We start from the raw sequence: 24,671 nt of genomic DNA, 5'->3' as shown, positions 1-24,671 counted from the left end.
TGCCGAACGGCGACGCGATCAACTCGTCGTCGACGTTCGACTCGATCCGCTCCTTCTACAAGGACGACCCGGCCTGGTCGAAGATCGAAAGCTATCTCGCGGGCGGTGCGGTGCCCTCGTTCACGTACCACCGGTTCTGGGCCCAGGCGGACATCGCCCTGGCCATGGGCTCGTACGCGGAACTCCTGGAGTAGCCCCTCGCTGAGGATCGCGTACGCGACCCCGTCGGAAGGGAGACGGGGTCACCCGGCCGGACGGTCCCCACCTGCACAAGGGGCCGTCCGGCTTCTTCGTACCCCGCTCTGCCCGCCGGCTCCAATGGACCGAGCGGTCGGCCCGAATTTCCGGGAGCGCTCCCGATCGGGACGCGCGCTCTCCGTACCTCCTGCTCGACCCCTCTCCCTCTGACCCCACGTGGTCCTGGCCGATACAGCATGAGCCATGCGCATAATCCTCATGCCTGGTTCCGGCGGCCCGTAAGATCGGTAACCTCGTGGGGAGGTGGTCATGGGCAGGCGACGCCCCGGCACGCCGACGTTGGAAGAGGTTGCCGCTCGCGCCGGGGTGGGGCGAGGCACGGTCTCGCGCGTCATCAACAACGCCACCGGAGTGAAGGAGTCGACACGGCACGCCGTACAACGTGCCATCGAGGAACTGGGATACGTCCCGAATCTCGCAGCCCGGTCTCTGGCCGGGCGGGGAACCGATGCTGTCGCCCTCGTCCTGACGGAGCCCGACTGGAGACTCTTCGCCGAACCCTTCTTTTCGGAGATCGTGGGCTCGCTCGGGGACGCGCTTGCAGACACGGGAATGCAGTTGATGCTGACCCTCGTCCGCTCGGGCGCCGAGCGGCAGCGCTTCCTCGAATACGCGCGCGGTGGCCGGGTCGACGGAGTGTTGCTGATGTCCGTACATGCGGGAGATCCGCTGCCGGACATGCTTGCCGAGGCGCGGTTGCCGACCGTGATGCTGGGGCGCAGGTCGGGCGACGAGTCCATCAGTTACGTGGACGCCGACAACGTGGGCGGTGCCCGCAGCGCCGTCTCCCACCTGCTGGCGAGGGGCCGCAGGTCGATCGCCACCATCACGGGTCCACTGGACATGTACGCCGCCCAGTGCCGGTTGCGCGGCTACCAGGACGCCCTGGGGCTGGCGGGCCTGAAGTACCAACAGACCATGGTCGCCGAGGGAGACTTCACGGAGGACAGCGGGCGCCGTGCCATGGCCGAACTGCTCCAACGGCACCCTGAGCTCGACGGCGTCCTCGCCGCGTCGGACACCACGGCGGCGGGGGCCCTGCAGACGCTGCGTGCCGCGGGGCGACGAGTTCCCGATGACGTCGCCGTGATCGGCTTCGATGATTTTCCGCTTGCCCAGCGCACCGAGCCGCCTCTGACCACAGTCCGTCAGCCACTGGAGGACATCGGCCGGGCCATGATCCGCATCCTGCTGGAGGATATGGAAGAGCCGTCCGTGGCTTGGCGCCACGTCATTCTCCGTACCGAGCTCGTTGTCCGTGCATCGTCCTGACCACCATCGGCGCTCGCCGGACCACGCGAAGGCGGCCGCGCAAGGGCTGGTGCAGCACCGCATTGATTTTGTGAGGGTCATGCGGCTTCGAGTGGGGTCCCGTGGTGGGTCCAGCAACGGGTGGGCCTCGTCGTGGTAGGCGAAGGTGAAGTGGCGGATCTGGCTCTGTACGGCGTTGCGCCGGGTCGGCGGCATGGATTCCGAGAAAAAGTCGGCAACCTTTTCGCCTCCCGCTGCCACTGCGTAGTGCACCACCGGCTCGATCTTCCGAAACGGACAGCAAATGAACACACCAAGGCAGGCCGCGCGGCAGCGCAGACACAGACGCAGGCTCATCCTGGGCACCACGGTGGGGCTGACCGCCGTGAGCGTTCTCGCCTACCTGCTCATGGGATCGTCACCCGACCGCACCGCGGATGCGGGACCTGCCGCGGCTGCGCCCTTCGCCACCTCCCAGAAGAAGGAGAAGGCCGCCACCGCCACAGCCACCCCGAGCGCGACGGCGAGCCCGACCGATTCCCCCAGCCCGAAGGCTTCCGCGACCACCACAAAAGCAGCGCCGTCACCCAAAGACACCCCTCAGCCCTCGCGAGAGCCGTCCACCACGGCGCCGTCAGCAGGACGGATCAAGCCCGGCACGACCTACCAGGGCGTGGCCACCGCCTACAAGGCCGGTGTCGGAGACGGCGCCTGCCTGTTCGGTCCGAGCCCCGACCTCATGGTGGCGGCCATGAACACCACCGACTACGAGACGTCCAGGGCGTGCGGCGCGTACGTGCTCGTGCGGGCCGCCAACGGCAAGTCGATCACGGTACGGATCACCAACGAGTGCCCCCTGCCCTGCGCGCCCGGGCAGATCGACCTCAGTGAACAGGCCTTCGCCGAACTCGCCGACCTCAAGCTCGGCCGGCTCCCCATCACCTGGAGCCTGGTCAGCCCGAGCACGGTCGGCACGATCTCCATCAGGTACAAGACCGGGTCCAGCCAACACTGGTGTGCCATCCAGGCGATCGACCACAGAAACCCGATCAGCCGGCTGGAGGTCCGCGGCGCGGGTGGCTGGCGGCAACTGCCCCGCACCGCCTACAACTACTTCGTCTCCGCCGATGGCAGCGGGTGCGGCGGCGCGATCAGAATCACCGACATCTACGGCGAACGGCTGACCATCACCGGTCTCACGGTGCGGCCGAACGTCGTCCAGCCCACCCAGGTCCAGTTCGCCCGGCACTGATCCCTCCGCCCGCGCAAAGCCATCATCGGAACCCCTCGACGTCCTGATGGCATGGGCGACGGCCGCGCCGGGCGGCCGACTGTTCCGGACCGTGACGACGCAAGGCGCCGCGCGGTGTACCGGGCGGCTGCACAGCGTCGCTGTGCAGCCGCCGCGGGGCCGGGACACGACCCGGCTCAGGACACCGGCTCGGGCACCGACGCGGGCTCGGGCACAGAGGCGGGCTCGCTGTCCTCGGATACGGCTTTCTGCAGACGTGTGCCCTCGACGTCGAGGTCGGGCAGGACGCGGTCGAGCCAAGCGGGCAGCCACCAGGCGTGTCGTCCGGCGAGGGCGAGGACGGCCGGGACCAGGGTCATGCGGACGGCGAAGGCGTCGATGGCCACGCCGACGGCCAGCGCGAAGGCGATGGGCTTGATCAGGGCGTCGTCGAGGGGGAAGAAGCCGGCGAAGACGGTGAACATGATCAGGGCGGCCGCGGTGACGACCCGTACGCTGTGCCGCGCGCCGTGGATCACCGACCCACGGGCCACGCCGGTGTGGACCCACTCCTCCCGCATCCCGGAGACGAGGAACACCTCGTAGTCCATGGCGAGTCCGAACAGCACGCCGATCAGGATGATCGGCAGGAAGCTGACGACCGGACCGGTGTGGTCCAGGCCGAAGGCGTCCGCCAGCCAGCCCCATTGGAACAGAGCGACGACCATGCCGAGCGTGGCGCCGACCGACAGCAGGAATCCGACGGCGGCCTTGAGCGGGATCAGCAGCGAGCGGAAGACCATCGTCAGCAGGATCAGGCTCAGGCCGACGACGATCGCCATGAACGGCAGCAGGGAGTCACTGAGCCGGTTGGAGACATCGATGTTGACGGCGGTCGTTCCGGTGACCGCGATCCTCGCTCCGGTCGTCTCGCGGATGTCCGGGGCCACGCTCCTCATGTCGCCGACGAGGCGGCCGGTGCGGGCGCTGTCGGGGCCGGTCTCGGGGATGACCTGGATGACGGTCTGCGCGGGGTCACGTGTGGGCACGGGGGGCAGTACTGCCTTGACGCCCTTGAGATCCCGCAGCTTCTGCGCGGTCTGAGCACCCGCCTGCGCGCCCGGCCCCTTGTCGGTCTCGGTCAGCACCAGGAGCGGGCCGTTGAAGCCGGGGCCGAACTTGTCGCCGACCACGTCGTACGCCTTGCGTTCGGTGGAACTCACCGGCGCCGAGCCGTTGTCCGGCAGGGCGAGACGCAGGTCCGCCGCAGGGAGCGCGAGCGCTACCAGGATGCCCGCGACGGCCAGGACGGTCAGCAGGGGCTTGGCGACGACCGCCTTCACCCAACGGGCGCCCAGGGTCGCCCTGCCCCCGGATTCGCCGGGGTCGACGGCCCGCCGGGCCGCCTTGCTGCCCGGCTTGGGCGTCAGCCGGGCGCCGAGGAAGCCGGTGAGAGCCGGAAGCAGGGTGATCGCGGCCAGGACGGCGACGAGGACGGCACCGGCGGCGCCGAGGCCCATCGTGGTCAGGAACGGGATGCCGATGACACTGAGAGCGGCGAGGGCGATGATCACCGTGCTGCCGGCGAAGACGACCGCACTGCCGGCGGTGCCGTTGGCCAGCGCGATGGACTCCTCCGGGTCGGTTCCGCGGGCGAGTTGCTGGCGGTGGCGGGAGAGGATGAACAGGACGTAGTCGATGCCCACGGCCAGACCGAGCATCAGCGCGAGCGTGACGGCCGTGGAAGAGATGCTGAACGCCGGGGTGAGCGCGAGCAGCCCGGTCAGTCCCACCGCAACACCCAGCAGCGCGGGCAGCAGCGACATGCCCGCGGCGAGCAGGGAACCGAACGTGACGACGAGGACGAGCAGGGCGACGCCGACGCCGACGATCTCCGACGGGCCGATGTGGACACCCTTGCTGCCGTAGACGCTGCCGCCCACAAAGGCCTTGAGGCCCTTCCTCTCGGCCGCCTTGGCCGCCTGTTCGACCGCCTCCAGGGATGAGGCGCGCACCTCGGGCTGCTGCACCGAATACTGCACCTGCACGATCGCGGTGGTCCGGTCGGCCGAGACGGCGCCGGAGGTGGTCGGGCCTATGACGGCGCTGACCTGGGGCGCTGTGGAGGCTGCTGTCTCGGCTCCGGCGATGGCCGCCGTATAGGGAGCGTCGGTGACGCGATGGCCCTCGGGAGCGGTGAAGACGATCTGGGCGGCGGCTCCTGATGCCTCGGGCAGCGTCCTGCCGAGCGTGTCCAGGGCCCGCTGAGACTCGGTCCCCGGCACGGTGAAGCGGTCGTCGAGCTTGCTGCCGAAGACGCCGACGCAGGTGATGAGCGCGGCCAGGACCGCGAGCCAGATGCCGAGCACCAGCTTGCGGTGGCGGTAGGCACTTCGGCCCAGCCGGTGGAGCAGGACAGCCATGACGAACTCCCAAGGTCGGTAGGGGATTCCCGGACGCCGCGACAGGGCCGCCGGTCGAGCAGTGGGCGGGTCGGCTCACACGGCCGATCGGTTGAGGGCATGGAAGGGCGGTCCGGCGCCGAGTGTCGACTCGGCGCCGCCTATGCAATCGACTTTATCACTCGCTCAAGTCGAACGCACAAGTCCTTTGTGTGACCCGACTCAGCTCCCCCCGCTCGGTCTCCTGAACAGCTACTTCTTCCGGGTCGATGGCCCACGTCGATCGACATGGGCCACTGACCTTGTCGTACGAGAACGTCACTTGGAGGGTGAGCGGCGGGCGTTACGATCCAGGATCAGGGTCACCGGTTCGAGCGCCGCTTTCGCTCCCGGAAAGCCGACCGCCGCGACGGCCAGACCGAAGCGGGTCATCCTGACGCGCCCCGGCCGGGCGGCCCGTTCGGCCGGCAGGGTGACGACAGCGGTAGCCGTCGACCAGGTCGCGGCTACGATCCCTGCGCCGGAGTGCGGCCGTGGCGGGACCCGGATGAAGTGCGCGCGGCGCGGTGCGCGTCCTGCGGCTGATCGGTGGGCGGCCGCAGACCAGCGCCCATCCGCCGACGCGTCATACCTGAGGCGTACCGGTGATCGGCGCCGAGTGGACCCGCGGTACCACTCGGCCGATCAAGTGTCCCCCCTGGTCCCAGGGTTCGGGCGGGCCGCGCTCCTAACGTCGACTGCGCAGGTCGCGGCACTCGCCCGGCCCAGTCCGAGGGAAAGGCCCACTCCCATGATCGAAGCGCGTGAGCTGACCAAACGGTACGGCGACAAGACCGTCGTCGACGCGTTGAGTTTCACCGTCAAGCCCGGTGAGGTCACCGGCTTCCTCGGCCCCAACGGTGCCGGCAAGTCCACCACCATGCGCATGATCGTCGGCCTGGACGCCCCCACCAAGGGCTCGGTCACCGTCAACGGCACGTCGTACGCGAAGCACACGGCACCGCTGCATGAGATCGGCACCCTGCTGGAGGCCAGGTCCGTCCACCCCGGTCGCAGCGCGTTCAACCATCTGATGGCGCTTGCGTACACGCACGGCATTCCGCGCCGCCGGGTCGACGAGGTCATCGAACTGGCCGGGCTGACCAGCGTGGCCGACAAGCGGGTCGGAGCCTTCTCACTCGGCATGGGCCAGCGGCTCGGCATCGCGGCGGCCCTGCTCGGCGACCCCGCGATCGTCATGCTCGACGAGCCGGTCAACGGCCTTGACCCCGAGGGCGTGCTGTGGGTACGCAATCTGCTGCGCTCGCTGGCCGACGAGGGCCGGGCGGTCATGCTCTCCTCGCACCTGATGAGCGAGACGGCGATGATCGCCGACCACCTGGTGATCATCGGCCGTGGGCGGCTACTCGCGGACACGACCGTCGACGACTTCACCCGGGAGGCGAGCGGAGGCGGCGTGAAGGTCGTCACCGCCGAGGCCGGCAGGCTGCGCTCGCTGCTGGCGGGCCCGGACGTGACGATCTCCTCCTCGTCCGCCGAGGAACTCCTGGTCTCCGGACGCGACGCCCGGGAGATCGGGCGGATCGCGGCCGGGCACGGGGTGGCACTGTACGAACTCACCCCGCAGGCAGTCTCGCTGGAGGCCGCGTTCATGGACCTCACCAGGGACGTCGTCGAGTACCAGAGCCATCCCGTCGAGACCGAGCGAAAGGCAGCCTGATGACTGTCACCGAACTTTCCCCCACTCGGGCGGGCACCCGGGTGTACAAGGTCACCGGTCCGCGGGTGCTGCGCGCGGAGTGGGCCAAGTTCTGGTCCCTGCGCTCCAGTTGGATCACCCTCGCCGTCGCCGTGGCCCTGCTGATCGCCCTCGGCTCGATCGCCTCCGCCACCTACAGCCCCGACGCGGCCCCCCAGGACGGACCGCCCGGACCCGGCTCCGGCGAGCAGGACGCGGTCAGCCTCGCCCTGCTCGGGGTGACCTTCGCGTCGCTGGCCGTCGGCGTGCTCGGCGTCCTGCTGTCGGCCGGCGAGTACACCACCGGCATGATCCGCTCCACCCTCACCGCGGTTCCCCGCCGCCTGCCCGTCCTGTGGACCAAGGCCGCAGTGCTCGGCGCCGTCATCCTGGTCCTGACCACGCTCGGCGCCCTGGCCGCATTCCAACTGGGCACCCTGGGCCTGGACGACGAGAAGATCGCCCTGTCCCTGGGCGACGACGGTGTGCTGCGCAGCCTGGCCGGTGCCGGCCTGTACCTCGCCCTGGTCGCCGTCGCGGGTGTGGCCCTGGGCGTGCTGCTGCGTTCCAGCGCCGGGGCGATCGCGGTCCTGGTAGGCGTCCTGCTCATCCTTCCGGGCCTGGCCTCCCTGCTGCCCGACTCCCTCTACGACAACATCAACCCCTACTTCCCCAGCAACGCGGGCTCGGCGATGTACGCCCTGCATGAGTCCTCCGACGCCCTCTCCCCGGGAGCGGGACTCGCCGTCTTCGCAGGGTGGGTGGCCCTCACCCTCACCGCCGCCGCATGGCGGCTCCTCAAGAGCGACGCCTGAGCGGCGGTGCGAGACAGTGGGATCATGAGACAGGCCCCCGCGACCATCGCCCGGGGGGCGGCCACCACGCCGTCCCCCGGGCTCGCCGACGCCTGGGCACACCCTCTCCTGGGCCGGATACTGCGCGGTCGGAGCGCCCGACGCCGACTGGACCAGCGGCATCCGTGGGTGCTCGACACCGCGGTCGTCCTCGTCGTCGCCCTGCTCAGCCTCCCCGATCTGCTGTCCCACAGTCGCCACGGCCCCTTCGGGGACACGACGGACCGCAGCCACTTGGCCACACCGGCGCTGGTCGCCTTCGCCGTCGCACTCGTCGTACCGCTGTGGTGGCGCCGCAGGACCCCGGCGATCACGTACTGGGTGATCTCCGGCGTGTTGCTGGCCCAGTGGTCGCTGGGGGTGTGGCCGCAGACCGGCATGGCCGCGCTCGTCGCTCTCTACAGTCTTGCCCTGCACGGATCACTGCGCGTGCTCGGTTGGGCCGCCGCTCTCACCGCGGCCGATCTGTCCCTGGCGGTGGGGGTGCTGGCCCCTGTCGAGCACCCCTTCCTCGGTCTCTTCTTCCTGCTGGGCACGGCTACGGCAGCCATCGCCATCGGTCTGACGCTACGGATCCGCCGCCTCTACCTCGCGGCACTGGAGGACCGGGCCACCCGGCTGGAGATCGAGCAGGACCAGCGCATCCGGCTCACCACCGCCGCCGAACGCACCCGCATCGCCCGCGAGATGCACGACATCGTCGGTCACAACCTCTCCGTCATGGTCAGCGTCGCCGACGGCGCCTCCACTCTCGCCGCCAACCGCGGCGAGACGTCCGCCGACGCCCTGCGCATCCTCGCCGACACCGGCCGCCAGGCGATGAGCGAGCTCCGACGGGTCCTCGGTGTGCTGCGTGAGGAGCGGGGACATGAACAGGACGAACAGCTGCTCGGCCCGCAGCCCGGCATCCGGGACCTGGACGCGCTGCTGACACGCGTGCGAGCGGCGGGGCTGCCCGTGACCTACCGGACCATGGGCGACCTCGATGCCCTCGGCAGCGGCGTTCAGCTCACGGTGTACCGCATCGTGCAGGAAGCCCTCACCAACACCCTCAAACACGCCGGCCCGGGTGCCACGGCCGACGTCACCGTCACCAAGGAGACCGACACCGTGCACATCAAGGTAGCCGACACCGGCGCAGCCGCCGGGGCACAGTCCGGTGACGCCGGGCACGGTCTCGTCGGCATCCGCCAGCGGGCCGCCATGTATGGCGGCACCGTCACCCTCGGCCCGCCTGCCACCGGCCACGGCTGGCTCGTGGACGTCGTCCTCGACGTCCCCCCGGGAGATCATCAGCCATGACCACCGTCCTCATCGCCGACGACCAGCCCCTGCAACGCATGGGCGTGCGCATGCTCTTGGAGGGCACTCCCGGCCTGACCCCGGTCGGCGAGGCGGCACACGGCGCCGAGGCCGTCCGCATGGCCGCCGAACTGCGCCCCGACGTCGTCCTCATGGACATCCGCATGCCCGGCATGGACGGCATCGAGGCCACCCGACGCATCATCGCCGCCGGCGGCCGCACCCGTGTCCTCATCGTCACCACCTTCGACCTCGACGAGTACGCCTACGAAGGCCTGCGCGCAGGCGCCGGCGGCTTCCTGCTCAAGGACGCACGCCCCGAGGAACTCGTCGCCGGTATCCACGCGGTTGCCACCGGCGACGCCGTGGTCTCCCCCCGCCTCACCCGTCGCCTCCTGGACGCCTACGCCCACCGGGTCCTGGCCCCCGCGGACAGCCCACCCGCCGAGGACCCCCGCCTGAAGACCCTCACCGATCGCGAACGCGAAGTCCTCGTCGCCATCGGCAAGGGCTGGAACAACACCGAGATCGCCGAGCGTCTCGTCCTGACCGAATCCACCGTCAAGAAGCACGTAGGCCGCGTTCTCGCCAAGATCGGCGCCCGCGACCGCATCCAGGCGGTCATCACGGCGTACGACTCCGGTCTGGTCAGAGCCAAGTCGTAGCCGGCCGAGGCCTGCCGCGGGCCGCTCGGAGCCGTCAGCCGCGGGCCGGAGCGGACGTCGGCATCCGGTGGGCGGCGCAACTGCTCGCGCAGCACCCGCTCGTTGTCCGGCTCGGCGAACGGTTCCTGCACGGATACCCGAACCGCTGGTCACCGGTGCCCGTGGCCTGCGGAAGGGGACGGCTGTCGCACCGAAGTACCTGACGCCGGTGACCGCCGCGTAGCAGGTGCCGGAGATCGGCACGCGGTGACCGCCACCGACGGCGGATCCGGACGGTGGCCGACGCCGTCCGTGCCGAGCGGGGACGGTGTCGCCCTCTGGGGGGCGAAACGGCTGTCGGGTCCGGCTGCGGCAGATCGAACCGTCCGAACTGTGCAGCGATCCTGAGAGAGCTCCCACAGTGCGCCGGACAGGCCGCCGGCCGAGCTCACCGGTCCCTCGGTGCACCCGTCGCGAGGAGTCCGTTGACCACGAGCGTCGCCATCACCTCCGCCGTGTCCGTGAGCTGCTGCGACGAAGCGGGTTCGGGTCGGCCGAGGCGCCGCGCCAGAGGACCCTCCACCATTCCCGCGACGGGCGGGACGACGGCGAAGAACAGCACGTCCATCGGAATGGGGGCCATGCGCCCGGAGGCGACGAGCCGTTCGATGCTGGGCGTCATGAGCTGCAGGACCGGAGCGACGAAACGCTCGTACAGATAGTCCAGCCGTTCGGTGTCCCGTGACGACTCGTCGACGAAGATGCGTCCGATCAACGGCGTGTCCGCCGCGGTGCGGTAGAAGCCGGTGATGATCTGGCGCAGCCGCTCGGCGTCGTCGATCCCGGAATCCACCTGCGGCAGGCGCTCCAGTTGCAGCTCCAGCGCATGGTCCATGACCGCCCGCCAGAAGGCTGCCTTCGACCCGTACCGGTCGTTGATGAAATTGTGGCTGACGCCCAGGCGGCGGGCCAGTTCACGTGCGGAGGCACGGTCGTAGCCCAGCTCCGCGAAGGCCTCGAGGCCTCGCTGGAGGATGTTCTCCTCCCCGGGCACCGCCGGAGTGCCGGCACCGGGGCGCCCCGGCCGCCGGACGGACTCGGTTCGTGCTCCCATCACTGCCTCCATGACTGCTGGTTCGTGCCTGCGCGGCGTGCCTCACAGGGTCGTTCGTCGGTGAGTCCTCGTGCTCTTCCCGAAGTGGCCTTACCCGACTGCCTGCGAGGTTTGCCCGCAGCCCGGCTCCGGTCTCACGAGAAGAGCTTACTTGACACCCGTCAGATTGCTATTAATCTGACAGGTGTCAGAGGGTGTTCGCGCGGACACCCCGCCGCCCCGACCGGCTCGGGGAACCGAGTGCGTCCGACGCCCCGGTCGCACCCTCTCGGAAGTGAGAGCCACATGACCGCGAACCACACCCCCCACCCTCCCTCCGAACGAGTGATCGACCTGGAAGCCGTGGGCCGCCGGCCCTCCATGGAGGCAGACCGCATGGCGCCGCTGCTCACCGCCGGGGATCCGCTTGCCGATGCCGTCATCGCCGAGCTGGACCTGTACGGCGCCAAGGCACGGCAGGCTCTCGACGGCGGTCTGAGGAAGGGGCTGGCAGGCCTCGACGAGCGGCCCCCGGAAGCTGTCGCGGCGCTGCTGAAGCACGTGGAGACGACCCCTTCCCGGGTCGACCCCCTGATGCTCCATCGCGGCGACGCCGTGAGTCTGTCCGTCCCGCCCCTGTGGTTCGGTCTCTGCGTGATCACCGGTGCGCTGGCCCACACCTGCACCTCCCCCGCCACGGCACGGCTGCTGACACCGACCGACAGGCCGATGCCCACCGTTTCGCGCCGGCTCACGGAGACCGGGGTGTGGGCGCGGCAGACCATCCGGCCGGGCGGGCTGCTGCGCGGAGGGCCGGGGTACGTGGCCACCGTCGAGACCCGGCTGCGCCACGCCCGCATGCGGGCCGCGTCCCTCACGGACTGGAACATGGGCGTCCAGGGTCTGCCGATCGGTCAGCTCGACATGGCACGTACCTGGCTCGGCTTCACCCTCACCGGCTTCCAGGCCCTGACGGCCGTCGGTATCGAGATCACCGCCGAGGAGGAGAGCCACCTCTACCAGTACTGGTCTTACGTCGCCCATCTCCTGGGGCTCGAGGAGAGCCTGTACAAGGACGTCACCGACCACGCCGGCGCCCGCCGTCTGCAGGACCTGCTGAGCACCATGACGGCCGCACCCGATGACGCCTCACGCGCTGCGACAGCCGCCTTGATCGGCGCACAGGCCCGTGCCACGGCTCACGCGCCGGGCGCGGTCCTGTCCGAGGAGCAACTGGAAGACCTCATCCACTGCGTGCTCCGGCAGTCCCTCAGGATCACCGCAGCGGACCGGCTGGGCATCCGCGACGTCCCGGCCGCGACCGACCTCATGCCGCTGATCAGCACCCTGAACCGCCAGGCCCGGTACTGGCAGACCTTCTCCCCCGCTTCGGCCCGGGCGGCCCGCCGACAGGCCGCCGAAGAGCCCGGGACCGAATCCGAACCGATCGCGGCTGTTCTTCCTCTCGGTGTCGCTCTCCAGCACGCGGGAGTCCATCGCTCAGGCACGCCGGCGGCCTGACGGCTGCGCGATCAACGACCGCATCAATGACGAGCTCCAACGAAGCAGCCGTCCGCATCACATCCCCGCACGTTCCTCCTCTCTGCCCACGTTCTCTGGAGACTTCGTCATGTCACAAACCTCCCTCGGCACACCGGCCACGGCCACTGTGTCCCCGCTCCCGTCCTCCGGCGCGCCACCTCGCCATCGCTGGTGGATTCTCACCGTCATCGGTGTAGCCCAGCTCATGGTGGTGCTCGACTCGACGATCGTGAACATCGCCCTGCCCTCGGCCCAGAAGGACCTGGGCTTCTCCGACGGCGACCGGCAGTGGGTCGTCACCGCCTATGCCCTCGCCTTCGGCAGCCTGCTGCTTCTCGGCGGACGCATAGCCGACCTGTTCGGCCGCAAGATCACCTTCCTGGTCGGCCTGGTCGGCTTCGCCGGGGCCTCCGCGTTGGGCGGCGCCGCGAACAGCTTCGAGATGCTGGTCGCCGCGCGCGTCGGTCAGGGCCTGTTCGGGGCCTTGCTCGCACCCGCCGCGATGTCGCTGCTGACCACGACGTTCACCGACTCCAAGGAGCGCGCCAGGGCCTTCGGTGTCTACGGCGCCATCGCCGGCGCCGGCGGTGCCATAGGTCTGCTGCTCGGTGGTGTGCTCACCGAGCACCTCGACTGGCGGTGGACCCTGTACGTCAACCTCGTCTTCGCCGGTGCGGCGTTTGTCGGAGGTGTCCTCCTTCTGAGCCGTACGGCCCGCGACAAGACCACCAGCCTCGACATCCCCGGTGCCATCCTCGTCGGCGGCGGCCTGTTCAGCCTGGTCTACGGCTTCGCCAACGCCGAGAGTCATGACTGGAGTTCGCCGCAAACATGGGGCTGGCTGGTCGCCGGAGTCGTCCTGCTCGCCGCGTTCACCGTGTGGCAGACCAGGTCCTCCCATCCCCTGCTGCCCCTGCGCGTGCTGCTCGACCGCAACCGCGGCGCCTCCTTCATCGCCGTGCTGATCAGCGGCGCCGGCATGTTCGGAGTGTTCCTCTTCCTCACCTACTACCTGCAGCAGAGCCTCGGCTACACGCCCATCGAGACCGGGCTGGCCTTCCTGCCCATGACCGGCGCGCTCATGGTGACCTCCGCCCTCGCCACCAGCGTGCTGATCCCCCGCATCGGCCCCAAGCCGGTGGTGCCGCTCGGCATGGGCCTGGCCGCCGCGGGCATGGTCTGGATGACCGCCCTCGACCTGCACAGCTCCTACGTCGGGGACATCCTGCCGACTCTGGTCGTGGTGGGTCTCGGCCTCGGCCTGGTGATGCCCCCTGCCATGAGCCTGGCCGTCGACGGCGTGGACGCCGAGCACTCCGGAGTCGCCTCCGCCACCGTCAACGCCATGATGCAGGTCGGCGGCTCGATCGGCACCGCCCTGCTCAACACTCTCGCCACCAGTGCCGCCACCGACTACCTGGCCGGCAAGGACCCAAGGAATGCCGCCGTGCAGGCCCAGGCGGGCCTGGAGGCCTACTCCACCGCCTACTGGTGGTCAGCTGTCCTCTTCGGCGTCGGCCTGGTCATCAGCGTCATCCTCTACCGACGCGGCGTACCGGAGCAGGACCCGGATGCCGCCCCCGTCGTACACATGTGACATCCGGACAGGGGCCGGACCGACCTGGTATCCCGGGGCGGTCCGGCCCTTTCGGCGACCCTGTGTCGCCGGTCTTCTGCGGCCGCGCCGAGTCAGGGGCACCCGGACGATCTCCGACTCAGGTCACTGGCGCAGCATGGACAGATCGACGGCGTTCGCCATGGCCGCCATTCCGGCGTCGTTGGGGTGCAGATGATCCCCGCTGTCGTAAGCGGGCAGCATCCGGGCCGGGACCAGGACCGCCTTGCCCACCAGCCGTTTCAGTTCGCCACCGAGCTCGCAGCAGACGAACTCAATGCCTCCGACATGGACTTGACGCCGCCGTGTGTGGTGAGTCCGCCGTCGACCGGGATCTCGACGCCGGTGATGAAGGAGGACTCGTCGGACAAGAGGAAGACCACGAGCGGGGCGACCTCGTCCACCGTGCCGGTGCGGCCGAGCGGGGTCTCCCGGATGTTCGCCTCACGGAAGGCAGGGGCGGCGGAGGCGGTCATCTCGGTCTCGATGAAGCCGGGGTGGATCGTGTTGACGCGGATGCCGCGCGGGCCGAGCTCCGTGGCCGCGGTCTTCGACAGGCCGCGCAGTGCCCATTTGCTGGTCGTGTAGGCGACCGGGTAGTGGGCGGTGAGAGCGGCTGTGGAGCCGACGTTGACGATGGACGAGCCGGGCGGCATCAGCGGCGTCAAGTGCTGGATGCCAAGGAGCGGCCCGGTGACGTTGACGGCGTGGACTCGGGCGAAGTCATCGGGTGTCACTTCGTCGAGGCGGGCGCGCCATGTGATGCCCGCGTTGTTGACCAGGCCGTGCACCTGGCCGTACGACTCCCTCAGTTCGGCGGCCAGCTCCGCCCAGTGCTCCTCATCGGTGACGTCGAGGTGGCGGCAGCCGGGGGCCTCGGTCACGTCGGTGGCGATGACGCGGGCGCCTTCGCGGGTCAGGGCCTCGGCCTCGGTGGCGCCCTGGCCGCGCGCGGCGCCGGTGACGACGACGACCTTGCCGAGGAGCCTCTGGGGGCGCGGATCGCTCACGGCCGCTCCCGGGTGCGGCGCCGGGCGGTCGGCAATGGCTCCGGAATCCCGCCCGCGACCACGGTGTTGGAGACGGTGCCGATGCCTTCCACGGTGAGGGTGACGGTGTCGCCCGGCTTCAGTGGGGGTGGGGACTGCTCGCCGCGGACGCCCCACAGCTCGGCGAGGCAGCCGCCGTTGCCGCAGGTGCCGGAGCCGAGCACGTCGCCGGGGCGGACGACGGTGCCTCGCGAGGCGTAGGCGACCATCTCCTCGAAGGTCCAGCTCATGTTGGACAGCAGGTCCTTGCCGACGACCTCGCCGTTCACCGAGGCGGTCAGCGCCAGGCGCAGAAAGCCGTCGGTGTCGCGGTACGGCTCCAGTTCGTCGGCGGTGACCAGGTACGGGCCGAGGGTGGCGGCGGTGTCCTTGCCCTTGCACGGGCCGAGGCGGACCTGCATCTCGCGGGACTGGAGGTCTCGGGCCGACCAGTCGTTGAAGACCGTGTAGCCGATGATGTGGTTCCTCGCCCGGTCGGGAGTCAGGTCGCGCCCCTCCCTGCCGATGACCGCGGCGACCTCCAGCTCGAAGTCGAGGACCTCGCTGCCCGGCGGCACCGGGACGTCGTCGTGGGCGCCGATGACCGCGTACGGGTTGGTGAAGTAGAACGTCGGGGCGTCGTACCAGGCTTCGGGCACCCCGCCGCCGCCGTCCCCGTCGACGGATCGCCGTACTCCTTCGACGTGTTCCTCGAAGGTGACGAAGTCCCGCACGGTGGGCGGCTGGAGCGGTGGCAGCAGCCGCACCTCGGACACGTGGGGGCCCGGCGGGACGTCCAGCGTGGCGGCGCCGGCGCGCAGCAGCGCGTCGAGTCCGTCGCCGCGGCTGATCAGCTCCGTGAGCGAGCGCGCCCCAGGGACCGGGTGGAGGGTGCCGTCCTCCTCAACGACGGCGACCCGGCGCTGGTGTCGGTGTTCATAGGTGGCGAAACGCATGCACGGCTCCAGGCTCCGACGGTGTTCGACAGCGGTGGAAGCCGGGGACGCGGCAAGGGCGTCAGGGCGGTGACAGGGCCACCGCGTCCCCGGGGTTCGAGGAGGATCAGACCGGCGGGGCGACGAACACGCCGCGGTCGACGTCGTTGAACGACTCCTTGGCGATCAGCTCGTTCATCGGGTTCGCCGTGCCCCACTGGTCGGTGACCTCGGGCTGGGAGAAGTCGTAGACGTGGGGGTGCCAGGTGTCCTCGTCCAGATGCTCCAACTCCGTCGTGTACTCGACGGTGTTGCCGTGCGGGTCCAGGAAGTACGTGAAGGTGTTGTCGCCCGCCATGTGCCGGCCGGGGCCCCAGATCTTGCGGACGCCGGCCCGCATCACGCGGCCGGAGCCGCGCATGTACTCGTCCAGGCCGCGCATCTCGAAGGAGACGTGGTGCAGGGAGGTGTGTGGGCCCTTGGCGATGGCCATGGAGTGGTGCTGGTTGGAGATCCGCATGAAGTGCATGACGTCACCGACGTACGGCGAGCTGAGCGTGTCGGAGTGGCGGAAGCCGAGGTGGGTTTCGTACCACTCGCGGGTCCTGTCGAGGTCCGGCGAGTTCAGCACGACGTGCGACAGCTTGACCGGGATGGCCTCCTTCTCCTCGATCTTGCGGTGCTGCCGCACGTCCACATCGGCAGAGACTTCGATGGTGCGTCCGTCGATGTCGAAGAAGCGGAAGCCGTAGCCGCCACCGGGTGTGTCGATCTTGCCCGGCTGGGAGACCAACTGCACTCCGCCCGCGAGGAGTTGCTCGGCGAGGGTGTCCACGTCCGCCGTGCTCGCAGCGCCGTACGAGACGAGGTCGAGGCGCTTCTCCTCGGCCTCGCGCAGCCGCACCACGTACTGCTCGGGGCTGCCCTCGGCGGCGAGGAAGGAGATACCGGAGTCCTCGGCGACCTTGGTCAGGCCCCAGACGCCGGCGTAGAAGTCGAGCTGCTTGTCGTAGTCGGGCACGGCGAGGTCGACGTGACGCAGATGCGTGAGCAGGCGCATGATGTCAGTCCTTCAGAAGGAGGGCGGCGGCGTTGCCACCGCGCACGGCGTGGTAGTCGTCGTCGGGTAGGCGTGCGGCGCGCAGTGCGCCGACGGGGTCCTCGGTGCCCATGTCGAAGGGGAAGTCGGAGCCGAGCAGCACACGGTCGGCTCCGACCGCGCCGATCAGCGCCCGCAAGACGTGCGGGTCGTGGACGAGGGAGTCGAAGTACAGGCGCTTGAGGTAGCTGCTGGGCAGCTGGGCGCAGCCCGCGGCCGCGTCGGAGCGGGCCGACCAGGCGTGGTCGGAGCGGCCGATGTGGGTGGGCAGATAGCCGCCCCCGTGCGCGGCGATCACGTTCAGCTCCGGGTGCCGGTCGAGCACCCCGGAGAAGATCAGGTGGGACAGCGCGACGGCGTTCTCGGTGGGCTGGCCGACGGTGTTGGACAGGTACCACTGGTCGAGTCGCTCGTCGAGCGTGCAGCCGAAGGGGTGCAGGAAGAGGATCGCGCCCGTCTCCTCGGCCCGGGTCCAGAAGGGTTCGTACGCGGGGTCGGACAACTCGCGGCCCGGTGCGTGACTGGAAATCTCGACACCCAGAAGGCCCTGGTCCAGGGCGTGTTCGAGGGCACGCACGGCCTGCTCCGGATGCTGGAGGGGGGCGAGACCGAGTCCCCGCAGCCGGTCGGGTGCCCGTGCGCAGTGCGCGGCCGTCGCCTCGCCCGCGAGCCGGTAGACCTTCTCGGCCGTCTCCTCGTCAGCCCAGTAGTGGTAGTGCGACGGGGAGGGGCTGACCAGCTGGACGTCCACGCCCTGCGCGTCCATCGCGGCCAGCCGCACCGTGACGTCGGTCATCTTCGGGATGCGCTCGCGGACCATGGGGCCGTTGACGGCGAGGGCGGCGGGCCCGTTGCGCCGGGCGTCGAGGGCCCGGACCTCCGCCAGTCCCGGCAGCTCCGACACCAGCGCCTCGACGTCGGGGATCAAGATGTGCGCGTGTACGTCGACGGTCGGGGGGCGGCGCACGTCAGCGCTCGACGAGGGGCGGTGGTCGGACCGGGGCCAACGCCCGGCGAACTCCGAGGGAGGGAGGGCCGTCACGGCAGCTCCTTGAGCCCGGTCATGGTGGCCTCCATCAGCCCGGGCACATCACCGGGCACGCCGTCGAGTTGCCACTGCCCGATCTGCACGGACGCTTCGACGACCGACCGGACCCGATCGATCCGCCGCTCGTAGTAGCGCCTGAGCAGTTCCTCGCCCCACGCGGATCCGCTGGTCAGCAGCTGGGACAGCACCCACGCGTCCTCCAGCGCCATCGCCGCGCCCTGGGCCACCGTGGGCGGGCAGCAGTGCGCTGCGTCACCGACGAGGACGACCCTGCCCCGGTGCCAGGCCCCCTCGACCAGCATCCGTTCGAACCAGGTGTAGTTCACCTGCGCCGGGTCGGTGATCGAGTCGCGGATCTCGTCCCAGGCACCGCCGTAGCTCTTGGAGAGGCGGCGCATCTCCTGCGCGTAGGATTCGGCCGGGATCGTGCCGCGGTCGCGGCTGGGCTCCACCAGATAGGCGTAGATCGTGTCCTTGCCTGTGGGCGTGTAGCCGGCGATGTAGCAGGGCCCTCCGTGGGAGAGGACGCTGCGGTCCACTCCGGCCGGACGGGGTGCCGGGACACGCCAAATGCCCATGCCGGTCGGTTCGGGTTCGGCGTCGATGCCGATGGCGGCGCGGGTCGCGGAGTGCAGGCCGTCGGCGGCAACGACGAGGTCGTAGCGGCCCTCGGTGCCGTCACTGAGGCGGACGGTCACCGACGCCTCGTCCTGGGTGAGGATTTCGGCGGTGGTGCCGAGCCGGACGTTCGCGCCGGACGCGCGGACGGCCTCGACGAGGATGCGCTGGAGCACGGGTCGCTGCATGCCCAAGGTGGCGGGGAGGTCGTCTCCGCCGGTGCGAACGGTTTCGATGACGCGCAGCACGGTGCCGTCGGGCGCCGTATGGCCCAGGGAGTTGGAGCAGTGGCCGTTCTCGCTGACCTCGTCCCAGACGCCGATCTCGCGCAGCACGCGCAGGGCGTTGCCCTGAAGGGTGATGCCGGAGCCGCGTACGTTCCAGTCCTCCTTGACCTCGGCGAGGTCGACGTCGATGCCGGCCCGCCGCAGCAGCACGGTGATGACGTTGCCGGAGGTGCCCCCTCCGATGACCAGGACCCGCTTTCTTTCCATGGCCAACTCCTTTGTTGGTCGGATCACTTGACGGCGACGGGGTTGACGGGGGAACCGACGGCTCCGGTGATGGGCAGCGGGGCGGCGGTGAGCCAGAACTCGTACACGCCGTCGCGAGCGCAGTCGTCCGCGAGAGTGTCGGGGTCCCACATCTCGCCGATCAGCAGGCCCATGTTGGGAATGGCGACCTGGTGCAGCGGCTGGAAGGCGCCCTCGAACTCGTTCGGCCGAACCTCGAATCCCCAGGTGTCGGTGGCGATGGCGGCGATCTCGGTACGGTGCAGCCAGTCGGCGGTGGTGAAGGACAGACCGGGAGAGTCTCCGCCCGCGTAGTCGCCCCACCCCTCACGGCGGGCGCGCGACAGCCGCCCGGTCCTGACGACGACGATGTCTCCGCGGCCGACGGCCACGCCGTGCGCCTCGGCCGTCGCGGTCAGGTGCTCCTCGGTGATCGCGAAACCGTCCGGCAGTTCTCCGGATGCGCCGCCGATCACCCGGCCGACGTCGAGGAGGACTCCGCGCCCGGCGACGTGCGGCGCCATGTGCTCGATGCCTGTGACCAGATCGCCGTCGGAGGTGACGACCTTCTCGGCCGCCCGACCGTTCCATGCCTTGCCGTGGTCGAAGATGTGCCCGAGCCCGTCCCACTGGGTGGAGCACTGCAGGGGCATCGCGATCACGTCGTCCGCACCGCCGAGACCGTGCGGGAAGCCCTGGTTGCCCAGCGCCGCGTCCGTGCCCGTGTCGAGCATGGTGTGCACGGGGTTGGTGCGGCGGCGCCAGCCCTTCTGCGGGCCGTTCACGTCGAACCGCTGGGAGAGGGAGAAGCCGACTCCCCGGCGGACCAGTTCGGCGCCCTCACGGCGCTTGTTCTCGTCGAGGAAGTTGAGCGTGCCGAGCACGTCGTCCTCGCCCCAACGGCCCCAGTTGGAGTAGGCCTTGGCGGCCTCGGCGATCGCGCCCTCGGGGTCATGGCGGTCCGGACTCATGACACCTTCTCCGCCACACAGCAGGTGCGCTGCACGCCCAGCCCGGTGATGGAGCCCTCCATCACGTCGCCGTCTCGCAGCAGCCGCCCCCAGTGGATGCCGTTGCCGGCCGGGCTGCCGGTGAGCACCAGGTCACCGGGCAGGAGCCGGGAGGTCTGGGAGATGTACGACACCAGCCGGGCGATGCCGAAGAGCATGTCCTTGGTGGACTCGTCCTGCATGGTCTCGCCGTTGAGCTTCAGCGTGACCCGCAGGTCACCCGGGTCCGTGATCGACCCGGCCGGCACGATCCACGGGCCGAGCGGGGTGAAGCCGGGGGCGTTCTTGCAGCGCAGCCAGTCGGTGCCGATGGCCTTCATGTCCCGGCGGAAGACGGTGGCGCGGTCGGTGAGGTCGTTGGCGATCGTGTAGCCGGCGACGTACTCCAGGGCCTCCTCGACCGTCACCCGGTGGGCGGGCTTGCCGATCACGGCGGCCAGCTCCAGCTCCCAGTCCGGCTGTTCGGCCCAGGAGGGCAGGACGACGTCGTCGAAGGGGCCGGTGATCGCACCGGGCAGGCCGATGAACACGTACGGCAGGTCCTCGGCCGCCCGCTGGTCCATGACCGCGGCGATCTCCGCGCGCGCCTCCTCCACGGTGCGTGGGTCGTCGGAGGAGCGGTGGGCGACCTCCAGGTCGATGACGTGCTGCCGGTAGTTGGCGCCGGACTGGAAGACCTGGCGGGGCTCGACCGGCGCATGCACCCGCAGTCCCTCCAGCGGCCGCCAGTCCAGGGCCTCTTCGTGCACGAGGGTGTGCAGGACGGGGAGGGCCTCCTCCCAGCGCTCCAGGACGGCGCGCAGATCGGGCGGCTCCCAGGCCAGGGTCTGGCGCAGGTCCAGCACGCGCCCGTCAGGGGTCAGGACACCGGGGAAGGGGGCCTGGTCAGGGGCGGAGAGGAAGCCAAGGGCGAAAGGTCCGGAGAAGGACGTGGAAGCGGCTGCGGGTTTCACGGAAATGTCCTCCAGATTGCGGTGGGACCAATCTGACCCCTCCCCTCTAATCTGGGAAATAGATTCTTTAGATGTTGATCATCCGCTGCGTGAATGCCGCTGCGAGCGGCCTCGTTCTGGAGGCGTCGTGTCCCTCTCCGGTCTCGATCTCAATCTCGTCCTGTCTCTGCGGGCCCTGCTGGAGGAACGCAACGTCACCCGCGCCGGGCAGCGCGTCGGGCTCAGTCAACCGGCGATGAGCGCGGCCCTGGCCCGCCTGCGCCGCCACTTCGACGACGACCTGCTCTCCCGCGCCGGCAAACACTACGAACTGACCGCGCTCGGCCTCGCCCTGCTGGACCGCACCTCGACCGCCTGCGACCTGCTCGAACGGGTCTTCAGCAGCAGGGCCGACTTCGCCCCGGGCAGCGAGGAGCACGAGTTCACCGTGCTGACCTCCGACTACGCCCTGACCGTGTTCGGCGCCGAGCTCACCCGGACCGTGCACGCCGAGGCCCCAGGGGTGCGACTGCGCTTCCAGCAGACGCCCACCGACGTCACTGAGGACCCGGCAACGCTGCTCAGCACGGCCGACGCTCTTCTGATGCCGCACGGCATCATCAGCGGCTTCCCGGCTGTCGAGCTGTTCACCGACCGCTGGGCCTTCCTGGTCGCCGAGGCCAATGACGAGGTCGGCGACCAGCTGACCATGGACGACCTGGCCCGGCTGCCCTGGGTCGTCTACCAGCGTGCCTACGACGCTCCGGCCGCACGGCAGTTGAGCATGCTCGGCGTCGATCCCCGTGTGGAAATCTTCGCCGACAGCTTCCAGGCGCTGCCTTTCCTGGTCGCCGGAACCCGCCGGATCGCCCTGGTGCAGCAGCGCCTGGCCGAGTTGCTGAGCGGGGTGGCCGCCGTACGCCTCATGGAACCGCCCTACGGTGCGGTCCCTCTCCAGGAGGCACTGTGGTGGCACCCGGTGCACACCCACGACGCGGCCCACATCTGGCTGCGGGAGACCGCGGCCCGCGTCGGAGCGGAGCTGGCGGCTTCCCAGCCCGGCCGTATCGCCGCGGTCGCACCGAGATAGCGGGCTCCCACAGGTGTCCGGCATCCAGGACCCGGATGATCCACATCCTCGATCTCGATCGGACAGGGGCTAGGCAGGACCTGTGCCTTGGCTCATAGTCGTCTCCATCCGGCGCCGGAGCCGCACCTTCACCCGTTGCCGGAGCCGCACCCTCGCCCACTGCCGGGACCGCACAGCGCCTGGCAGCCGACCTGCCGGCGCAGCCCGGCGGCATCGGCACCCCCGTCGCGAGCCTGCCACGGACACCGGGTGACCCGACCGCGACGGCCGCACCATCCCGCCCCCTTCCGACACGCCCCGTGGAGTTCCCGCATGCCTGCACCCGTGCCCCCGCTCCCGCCCCCACCGTCCAAGGCTGCAGCGGACTCCCCGGCCGAGCAGACCGTGTCCGGCCCCGGCCATCGGCTTCGCCTCACGCTGCTGATGGCCGGGGCCTGTCTGCCCATCCTGGGCGCCGTGCTCATCGCCCCGGTCCTGCCGCAGATGCAGGACCACTTCGCGGGTGTGCCGGGCGTCGACGCGCTCGTCCCCATCGCCCTGACCATCCCCGCTCTGGCGCTGGCGCTGCTGGCGCCCTTCGCCGGCGTGCTCGTCGACCGACTGGGCCGCAAGCGCCTGCTCGTCGTAGCGACCGTCTTGTACGCGATCCTCGGCACCGCCCCCCTCTGGCTGGACTCCCTGGGCGCCATCGTCGCCAGCCGCGCCCTCGTGGGCATCACCGAGGCCGCCATCATGACCTGCTGCACCACACTGATCGGCGACTACTACTTCGGCCGGCAGCGCGATCGCTACCTCGCGATGCAGACGATGTGCGCCTCGATCTCCGCGACGGCCTTCTTCGTGCTGGGCGGCGCGGCCGGATCGGCCGGCTGGCGCGCACCGTTCTGGGCCTACGCCGTGAGCCTGCTGCTGGCCCCCGCCATGGCCGCTTTTCTTCCCCGGCCCCGACCGGACGACCACGCGAACTCCCCCTCCCCCACCGTCTCGGATCAGATGGCCAGGCGGTCTTTCCCCTGGCGTCCGCTGGCCGGCACTTGCGCGCTGACGGTCTTCGGCGCCGTCCTCTTCTACACCCTCCAGGTGGAGATGGCGTTCCTCCTGGACGACATGGACGTGACCGAGACCGGCATCATCGGACTGGCCACCGCCGCCGCCAGTGCCGCGATCGTGATCGGCGCCATCGTCTTCACCAAGGTCGGCCGCAGCCCGCAAGCCTGGCTGCCGACCGCCTTCGGCCTCTGCACTGTCGGCTTCGCAGTGGTCTGGGTCGCCCCCAACCCCGTCGTGCTGACCCTCGGAGCCGTGATCAACGGCCTGGGCGGCGGCCTCATGCTGCCGAGCCTGCTGACCTTCGCCATGTCCAAGCTCCACTACGCCGACCGCGGTCGCGGCATCGGCCTGTGGACGGGTTCCTTCTTCCTCGGTCAGTTCCTGTGCCCGCTCGTGGCACTCGCCCTCGCCTCCGCCGTCGGCACCCTTGCGGGGGCCATGGGCGTATTCGCCCTCGCCGGGGCCGTCGCCACCGCCGCACTCGGCCTCGCGGCCCGGCGTCGCCGGACCGGTACCGCCCCGGAGCCTGTCCGGCAGATGGCGGGCTGACGTGCCGCGGCGCCGATCGGCCGCGAGAACCACACCGTCGGGATCGGCATCGCGGACATCCCCGCGATGCCGATCACCGCTCGTACCACTCGTCCCATCGGAGAGACATGCTGACCCTGATCGCCGCCATCCGTCGCCGGCCGGGCATGACCCATCAGGCATTCCTGCACTACCTCCACCACGTGCACGGATCCCTGGCCGCCGCGAACCCCCTCCGGATTCGGCGCTACGTACAGAACCACGTCTTCGACGCGTCCTTCGGCAGCGAAGGGGACCTGACGTACCTGACCGAGTTCGGCCGGGACTCCGTCACCGAACTGCACTTCGAGAACATGGAGGCCCTGACCGCCACGATGTCCGACCCGTACTCACGCGAAGTCATCGGCCCCGACGGCGCCCACTTCAACGACCTGCCCAGTGCCCTGGCGCTGCTGACCCGCCCCGCGGTACTCATCGCCCCGCCGGCATCCGATGCGGGCGAAAGCCACGTGAAAGTACTCCACTTCGTCCACAAAGCCGAAGGGCCTGGCCGGGACGACGTCACCGAGCGGTGGCAGGCCGCCCACGAAGAGGTGCTCAACGCGGAGTCCCAGGACAAGGTACTGCGGGGGTACGTCCAGCACCGGCAGATGCCGGGGGCCGAGAGGGCGCTGCGCCATTTCGGCGCCGCGGGCGAACCCGCGTACACAGGAGTCGCCGCCCTGTACTACGACTCCCCGGAGGAAGCGCTGACCCACTTCCCCTCGTACGAACGTTCATTGCGGGAGCTGTCCGCCGGGATCGGCGACTTCTACGACCCGTCCCGCTCGTTCGCCCTCTACAGCCGCGAGGTGACCGTCTTCTGATCGGCTCCGCACTGCGCGGGGCTCG

General features: G+C 70.1%; 22 protein-coding genes. 12 read left to right on the top strand and 10 right to left on the bottom strand.

All coding sequences use genetic code 11. The features are described 5' to 3' along the window. From OO68_RS10710 to OO68_RS10700, 3 genes are all read left to right on the top strand, one after another. Positions 1-194: glycoside hydrolase family 48 protein (locus OO68_RS10710; RefSeq protein ID WP_033307968.1), on the top strand; the 194-nt coding region annotated here is incomplete at its 5' end. 313 nt (positions 195-507) lie between these two features. After that, a complete protein-coding gene (locus OO68_RS10705) occupies positions 508-1,530 on the top strand; it encodes a LacI family DNA-binding transcriptional regulator (protein ID WP_033307967.1) in 1,023 nt (340 codons plus the stop codon). A gap of 283 nt (positions 1,531-1,813) precedes the next feature. Further along, positions 1,814-2,761, top strand: a complete 948-nt coding sequence (locus tag OO68_RS10700) for an expansin EXLX1 family cellulose-binding protein (RefSeq protein WP_051814577.1) — start codon at positions 1,814-1,816, stop codon at positions 2,759-2,761. 176 nt (positions 2,762-2,937) lie between these two features. Here OO68_RS10700 and OO68_RS10695 read toward each other — a convergent pair whose 3' ends face one another. After that, complete coding sequence (locus OO68_RS10695) at positions 2,938-5,163, bottom strand: MMPL family transporter (protein WP_033307966.1); 2,226 nt, start codon at positions 5,161-5,163, stop codon at positions 2,938-2,940. Between the two features lie 769 nt (positions 5,164-5,932). Here OO68_RS10695 and OO68_RS10690 point away from each other — a divergent pair. From OO68_RS10690 to OO68_RS10675, 4 genes are read left to right on the top strand one after another with little or no spacing between them, the layout of a single operon-like run. After that, positions 5,933-6,862: an ABC transporter ATP-binding protein gene (locus tag OO68_RS10690; RefSeq protein ID WP_033307965.1), complete on the top strand. Its 930-nt coding sequence runs from the start codon at positions 5,933-5,935 to the stop codon at positions 6,860-6,862. Then, positions 6,862-7,695 (top strand): ABC transporter permease, encoded by an 834-nt coding sequence (locus OO68_RS10685; protein WP_033307964.1) that lies wholly within the window; start codon positions 6,862-6,864, stop codon positions 7,693-7,695. The genes OO68_RS10690 and OO68_RS10685 overlap by 1 nt, the downstream gene beginning before the upstream one ends. 24 nt (positions 7,696-7,719) lie before the next feature. Next, a complete protein-coding gene (locus OO68_RS10680; RefSeq protein ID WP_033307963.1) occupies positions 7,720-9,036 on the top strand; it encodes a sensor histidine kinase in 1,317 nt (438 codons plus the stop codon). After that, entirely contained in the window at positions 9,033-9,701 is a 669-nt protein-coding gene (locus OO68_RS10675; protein WP_033307962.1) for a response regulator, read from the top strand. The genes OO68_RS10680 and OO68_RS10675 overlap by 4 nt, the downstream gene beginning before the upstream one ends. Positions 9,702-10,128: 427 nt before the next feature. Here the strand turns inward: OO68_RS10675 and OO68_RS10670 are convergent, their stop codons facing one another. Beyond that, positions 10,129-10,794 carry a TetR/AcrR family transcriptional regulator gene (locus OO68_RS10670; RefSeq protein WP_051814576.1) on the bottom strand — a complete coding sequence of 222 codons (666 nt, stop codon included), beginning with the start codon at positions 10,792-10,794 and terminating at the stop codon, positions 10,129-10,131. A gap of 285 nt (positions 10,795-11,079) precedes the next feature. Between OO68_RS10670 and OO68_RS10665 the strand changes: the two genes are divergently transcribed. Both OO68_RS10665 and OO68_RS10660 read left to right on the top strand, forming a co-directional pair. Then, complete coding sequence (locus OO68_RS10665; RefSeq protein WP_033307961.1) at positions 11,080-12,294, top strand: oxygenase MpaB family protein; 1,215 nt, start codon at positions 11,080-11,082, stop codon at positions 12,292-12,294. A gap of 109 nt (positions 12,295-12,403) precedes the next feature. Beyond that, positions 12,404-13,912, top strand: a complete 1,509-nt coding sequence (locus OO68_RS10660) for an MFS transporter (protein ID WP_033307960.1) — start codon at positions 12,404-12,406, stop codon at positions 13,910-13,912. A 123-nt stretch (positions 13,913-14,035) separates the two neighbouring features. On the opposite strand, the gene OO68_RS48275 is transcribed toward OO68_RS10660, so the two are convergent. The 8 genes from OO68_RS48275 to OO68_RS10625 all read right to left on the bottom strand — a co-directional run bounded on the left by OO68_RS48275 (position 14,036) and on the right by OO68_RS10625 (position 21,133). Next, positions 14,036-14,164, bottom strand: coding sequence for a hypothetical protein (locus OO68_RS48275; protein ID WP_280922483.1), 129 nt, complete (start codon positions 14,162-14,164; stop codon positions 14,036-14,038). 8 nt (positions 14,165-14,172) lie between these two features. Continuing rightward, positions 14,173-14,940: an SDR family NAD(P)-dependent oxidoreductase gene (locus OO68_RS10655; protein WP_033307959.1), complete on the bottom strand. Its 768-nt coding sequence runs from the start codon at positions 14,938-14,940 to the stop codon at positions 14,173-14,175. Further along, the gene (locus tag OO68_RS10650) at positions 14,937-15,914 is read right to left on the bottom strand and encodes a fumarylacetoacetate hydrolase family protein (RefSeq protein ID WP_033307958.1); all 978 of its coding nucleotides are present in this window, start codon (positions 15,912-15,914) and stop codon (positions 14,937-14,939) included. The genes OO68_RS10655 and OO68_RS10650 overlap by 4 nt, the downstream gene beginning before the upstream one ends. A 106-nt stretch (positions 15,915-16,020) precedes the next feature. Further along, positions 16,021-16,953: a VOC family protein gene (locus OO68_RS10645; RefSeq protein WP_033307957.1), complete on the bottom strand. Its 933-nt coding sequence runs from the start codon at positions 16,951-16,953 to the stop codon at positions 16,021-16,023. A 4-nt stretch (positions 16,954-16,957) separates the two neighbouring features. Next, a complete protein-coding gene (locus OO68_RS10640) occupies positions 16,958-17,959 on the bottom strand; it encodes an amidohydrolase family protein (RefSeq protein WP_033308038.1) in 1,002 nt (333 codons plus the stop codon). Between the two features lie 71 nt (positions 17,960-18,030). Next, complete coding sequence (locus tag OO68_RS10635) at positions 18,031-19,152, bottom strand: FAD-dependent oxidoreductase (protein ID WP_033307956.1); 1,122 nt, start codon at positions 19,150-19,152, stop codon at positions 18,031-18,033. A gap of 23 nt (positions 19,153-19,175) precedes the next feature. Then, positions 19,176-20,141: a cyclase family protein gene (locus tag OO68_RS10630; RefSeq protein ID WP_033307955.1), complete on the bottom strand. Its 966-nt coding sequence runs from the start codon at positions 20,139-20,141 to the stop codon at positions 19,176-19,178. Next, positions 20,138-21,133 carry a fumarylacetoacetate hydrolase family protein gene (locus tag OO68_RS10625; protein WP_033307954.1) on the bottom strand — a complete coding sequence of 332 codons (996 nt, stop codon included), beginning with the start codon at positions 21,131-21,133 and terminating at the stop codon, positions 20,138-20,140. Before OO68_RS10625 ends, OO68_RS10630 begins: the two co-directional genes overlap by 4 nt. Positions 21,134-21,260: 127 nt before the next feature. On the opposite strand from OO68_RS10625, the gene OO68_RS10620 reads away from it, so the two are divergent. From OO68_RS10620 to OO68_RS10610, 3 genes are all read left to right on the top strand, one after another. Beyond that, positions 21,261-22,202, top strand: coding sequence for a LysR family transcriptional regulator (locus OO68_RS10620; RefSeq protein ID WP_033307953.1), 942 nt, complete (start codon positions 21,261-21,263; stop codon positions 22,200-22,202). A 312-nt stretch (positions 22,203-22,514) separates the two neighbouring features. Further along, positions 22,515-23,801, top strand: coding sequence for an MFS transporter (locus OO68_RS10615; RefSeq protein ID WP_051814575.1), 1,287 nt, complete (start codon positions 22,515-22,517; stop codon positions 23,799-23,801). Positions 23,802-23,908: 107 nt separating this feature from the next. Further along, entirely contained in the window at positions 23,909-24,646 is a 738-nt protein-coding gene (locus tag OO68_RS10610) for an EthD domain-containing protein (RefSeq protein ID WP_033307951.1), read from the top strand. Positions 24,647-24,671: the final 25 nt, after the last annotated feature.

This window comes from Streptomyces iakyrus (genome assembly GCF_000717055.1).
GTDB classification, from domain to species: Bacteria; Actinomycetota; Actinomycetes; order Streptomycetales; family Streptomycetaceae; genus Streptomyces; species Streptomyces iakyrus.
Note: the sequence above shows the minus strand (reverse complement) of the source record. Positions and strands in the feature narration are given on the sequence as shown.

Coding starts and splice junctions, on each gene's coding strand:
- OO68_RS10645 (WP_033307957.1), bottom strand. CDS start 16,953: ATGCGCCTGCTCACGCATCTGCGTCACGTCGACCTCGCCGTGCCCGAC.
- OO68_RS10630 (WP_033307955.1), bottom strand. CDS start 20,141: ATGAGTCCGGACCGCCATGACCCCGAGGGCGCGATCGCCGAGGCCGCC.
- OO68_RS10650 (WP_033307958.1), bottom strand. CDS start 15,914: ATGCGTTTCGCCACCTATGAACACCGACACCAGCGCCGGGTCGCCGTC.
- OO68_RS10690 (WP_033307965.1), top strand. CDS start 5,933: ATGATCGAAGCGCGTGAGCTGACCAAACGGTACGGCGACAAGACCGTC.
- OO68_RS10685 (WP_033307964.1), top strand. CDS start 6,862: ATGACTGTCACCGAACTTTCCCCCACTCGGGCGGGCACCCGGGTGTAC.
- OO68_RS10615 (WP_051814575.1), top strand. CDS start 22,515: ATGCCTGCACCCGTGCCCCCGCTCCCGCCCCCACCGTCCAAGGCTGCA.
- OO68_RS10705 (WP_033307967.1), top strand. CDS start 508: ATGGGCAGGCGACGCCCCGGCACGCCGACGTTGGAAGAGGTTGCCGCT.
- OO68_RS10695 (WP_033307966.1), bottom strand. CDS start 5,163: ATGGCTGTCCTGCTCCACCGGCTGGGCCGAAGTGCCTACCGCCACCGC.
- OO68_RS10660 (WP_033307960.1), top strand. CDS start 12,404: ATGTCACAAACCTCCCTCGGCACACCGGCCACGGCCACTGTGTCCCCG.
- OO68_RS10670 (WP_051814576.1), bottom strand. CDS start 10,794: ATGGGAGCACGAACCGAGTCCGTCCGGCGGCCGGGGCGCCCCGGTGCC.
- OO68_RS10665 (WP_033307961.1), top strand. CDS start 11,080: ATGACCGCGAACCACACCCCCCACCCTCCCTCCGAACGAGTGATCGAC.
- OO68_RS10680 (WP_033307963.1), top strand. CDS start 7,720: ATGAGACAGGCCCCCGCGACCATCGCCCGGGGGGCGGCCACCACGCCG.
- OO68_RS10675 (WP_033307962.1), top strand. CDS start 9,033: ATGACCACCGTCCTCATCGCCGACGACCAGCCCCTGCAACGCATGGGC.
- OO68_RS10610 (WP_033307951.1), top strand. CDS start 23,909: ATGCTGACCCTGATCGCCGCCATCCGTCGCCGGCCGGGCATGACCCAT.
- OO68_RS10700 (WP_051814577.1), top strand. CDS start 1,814: ATGAACACACCAAGGCAGGCCGCGCGGCAGCGCAGACACAGACGCAGG.
- OO68_RS10635 (WP_033307956.1), bottom strand. CDS start 19,152: ATGGAAAGAAAGCGGGTCCTGGTCATCGGAGGGGGCACCTCCGGCAAC.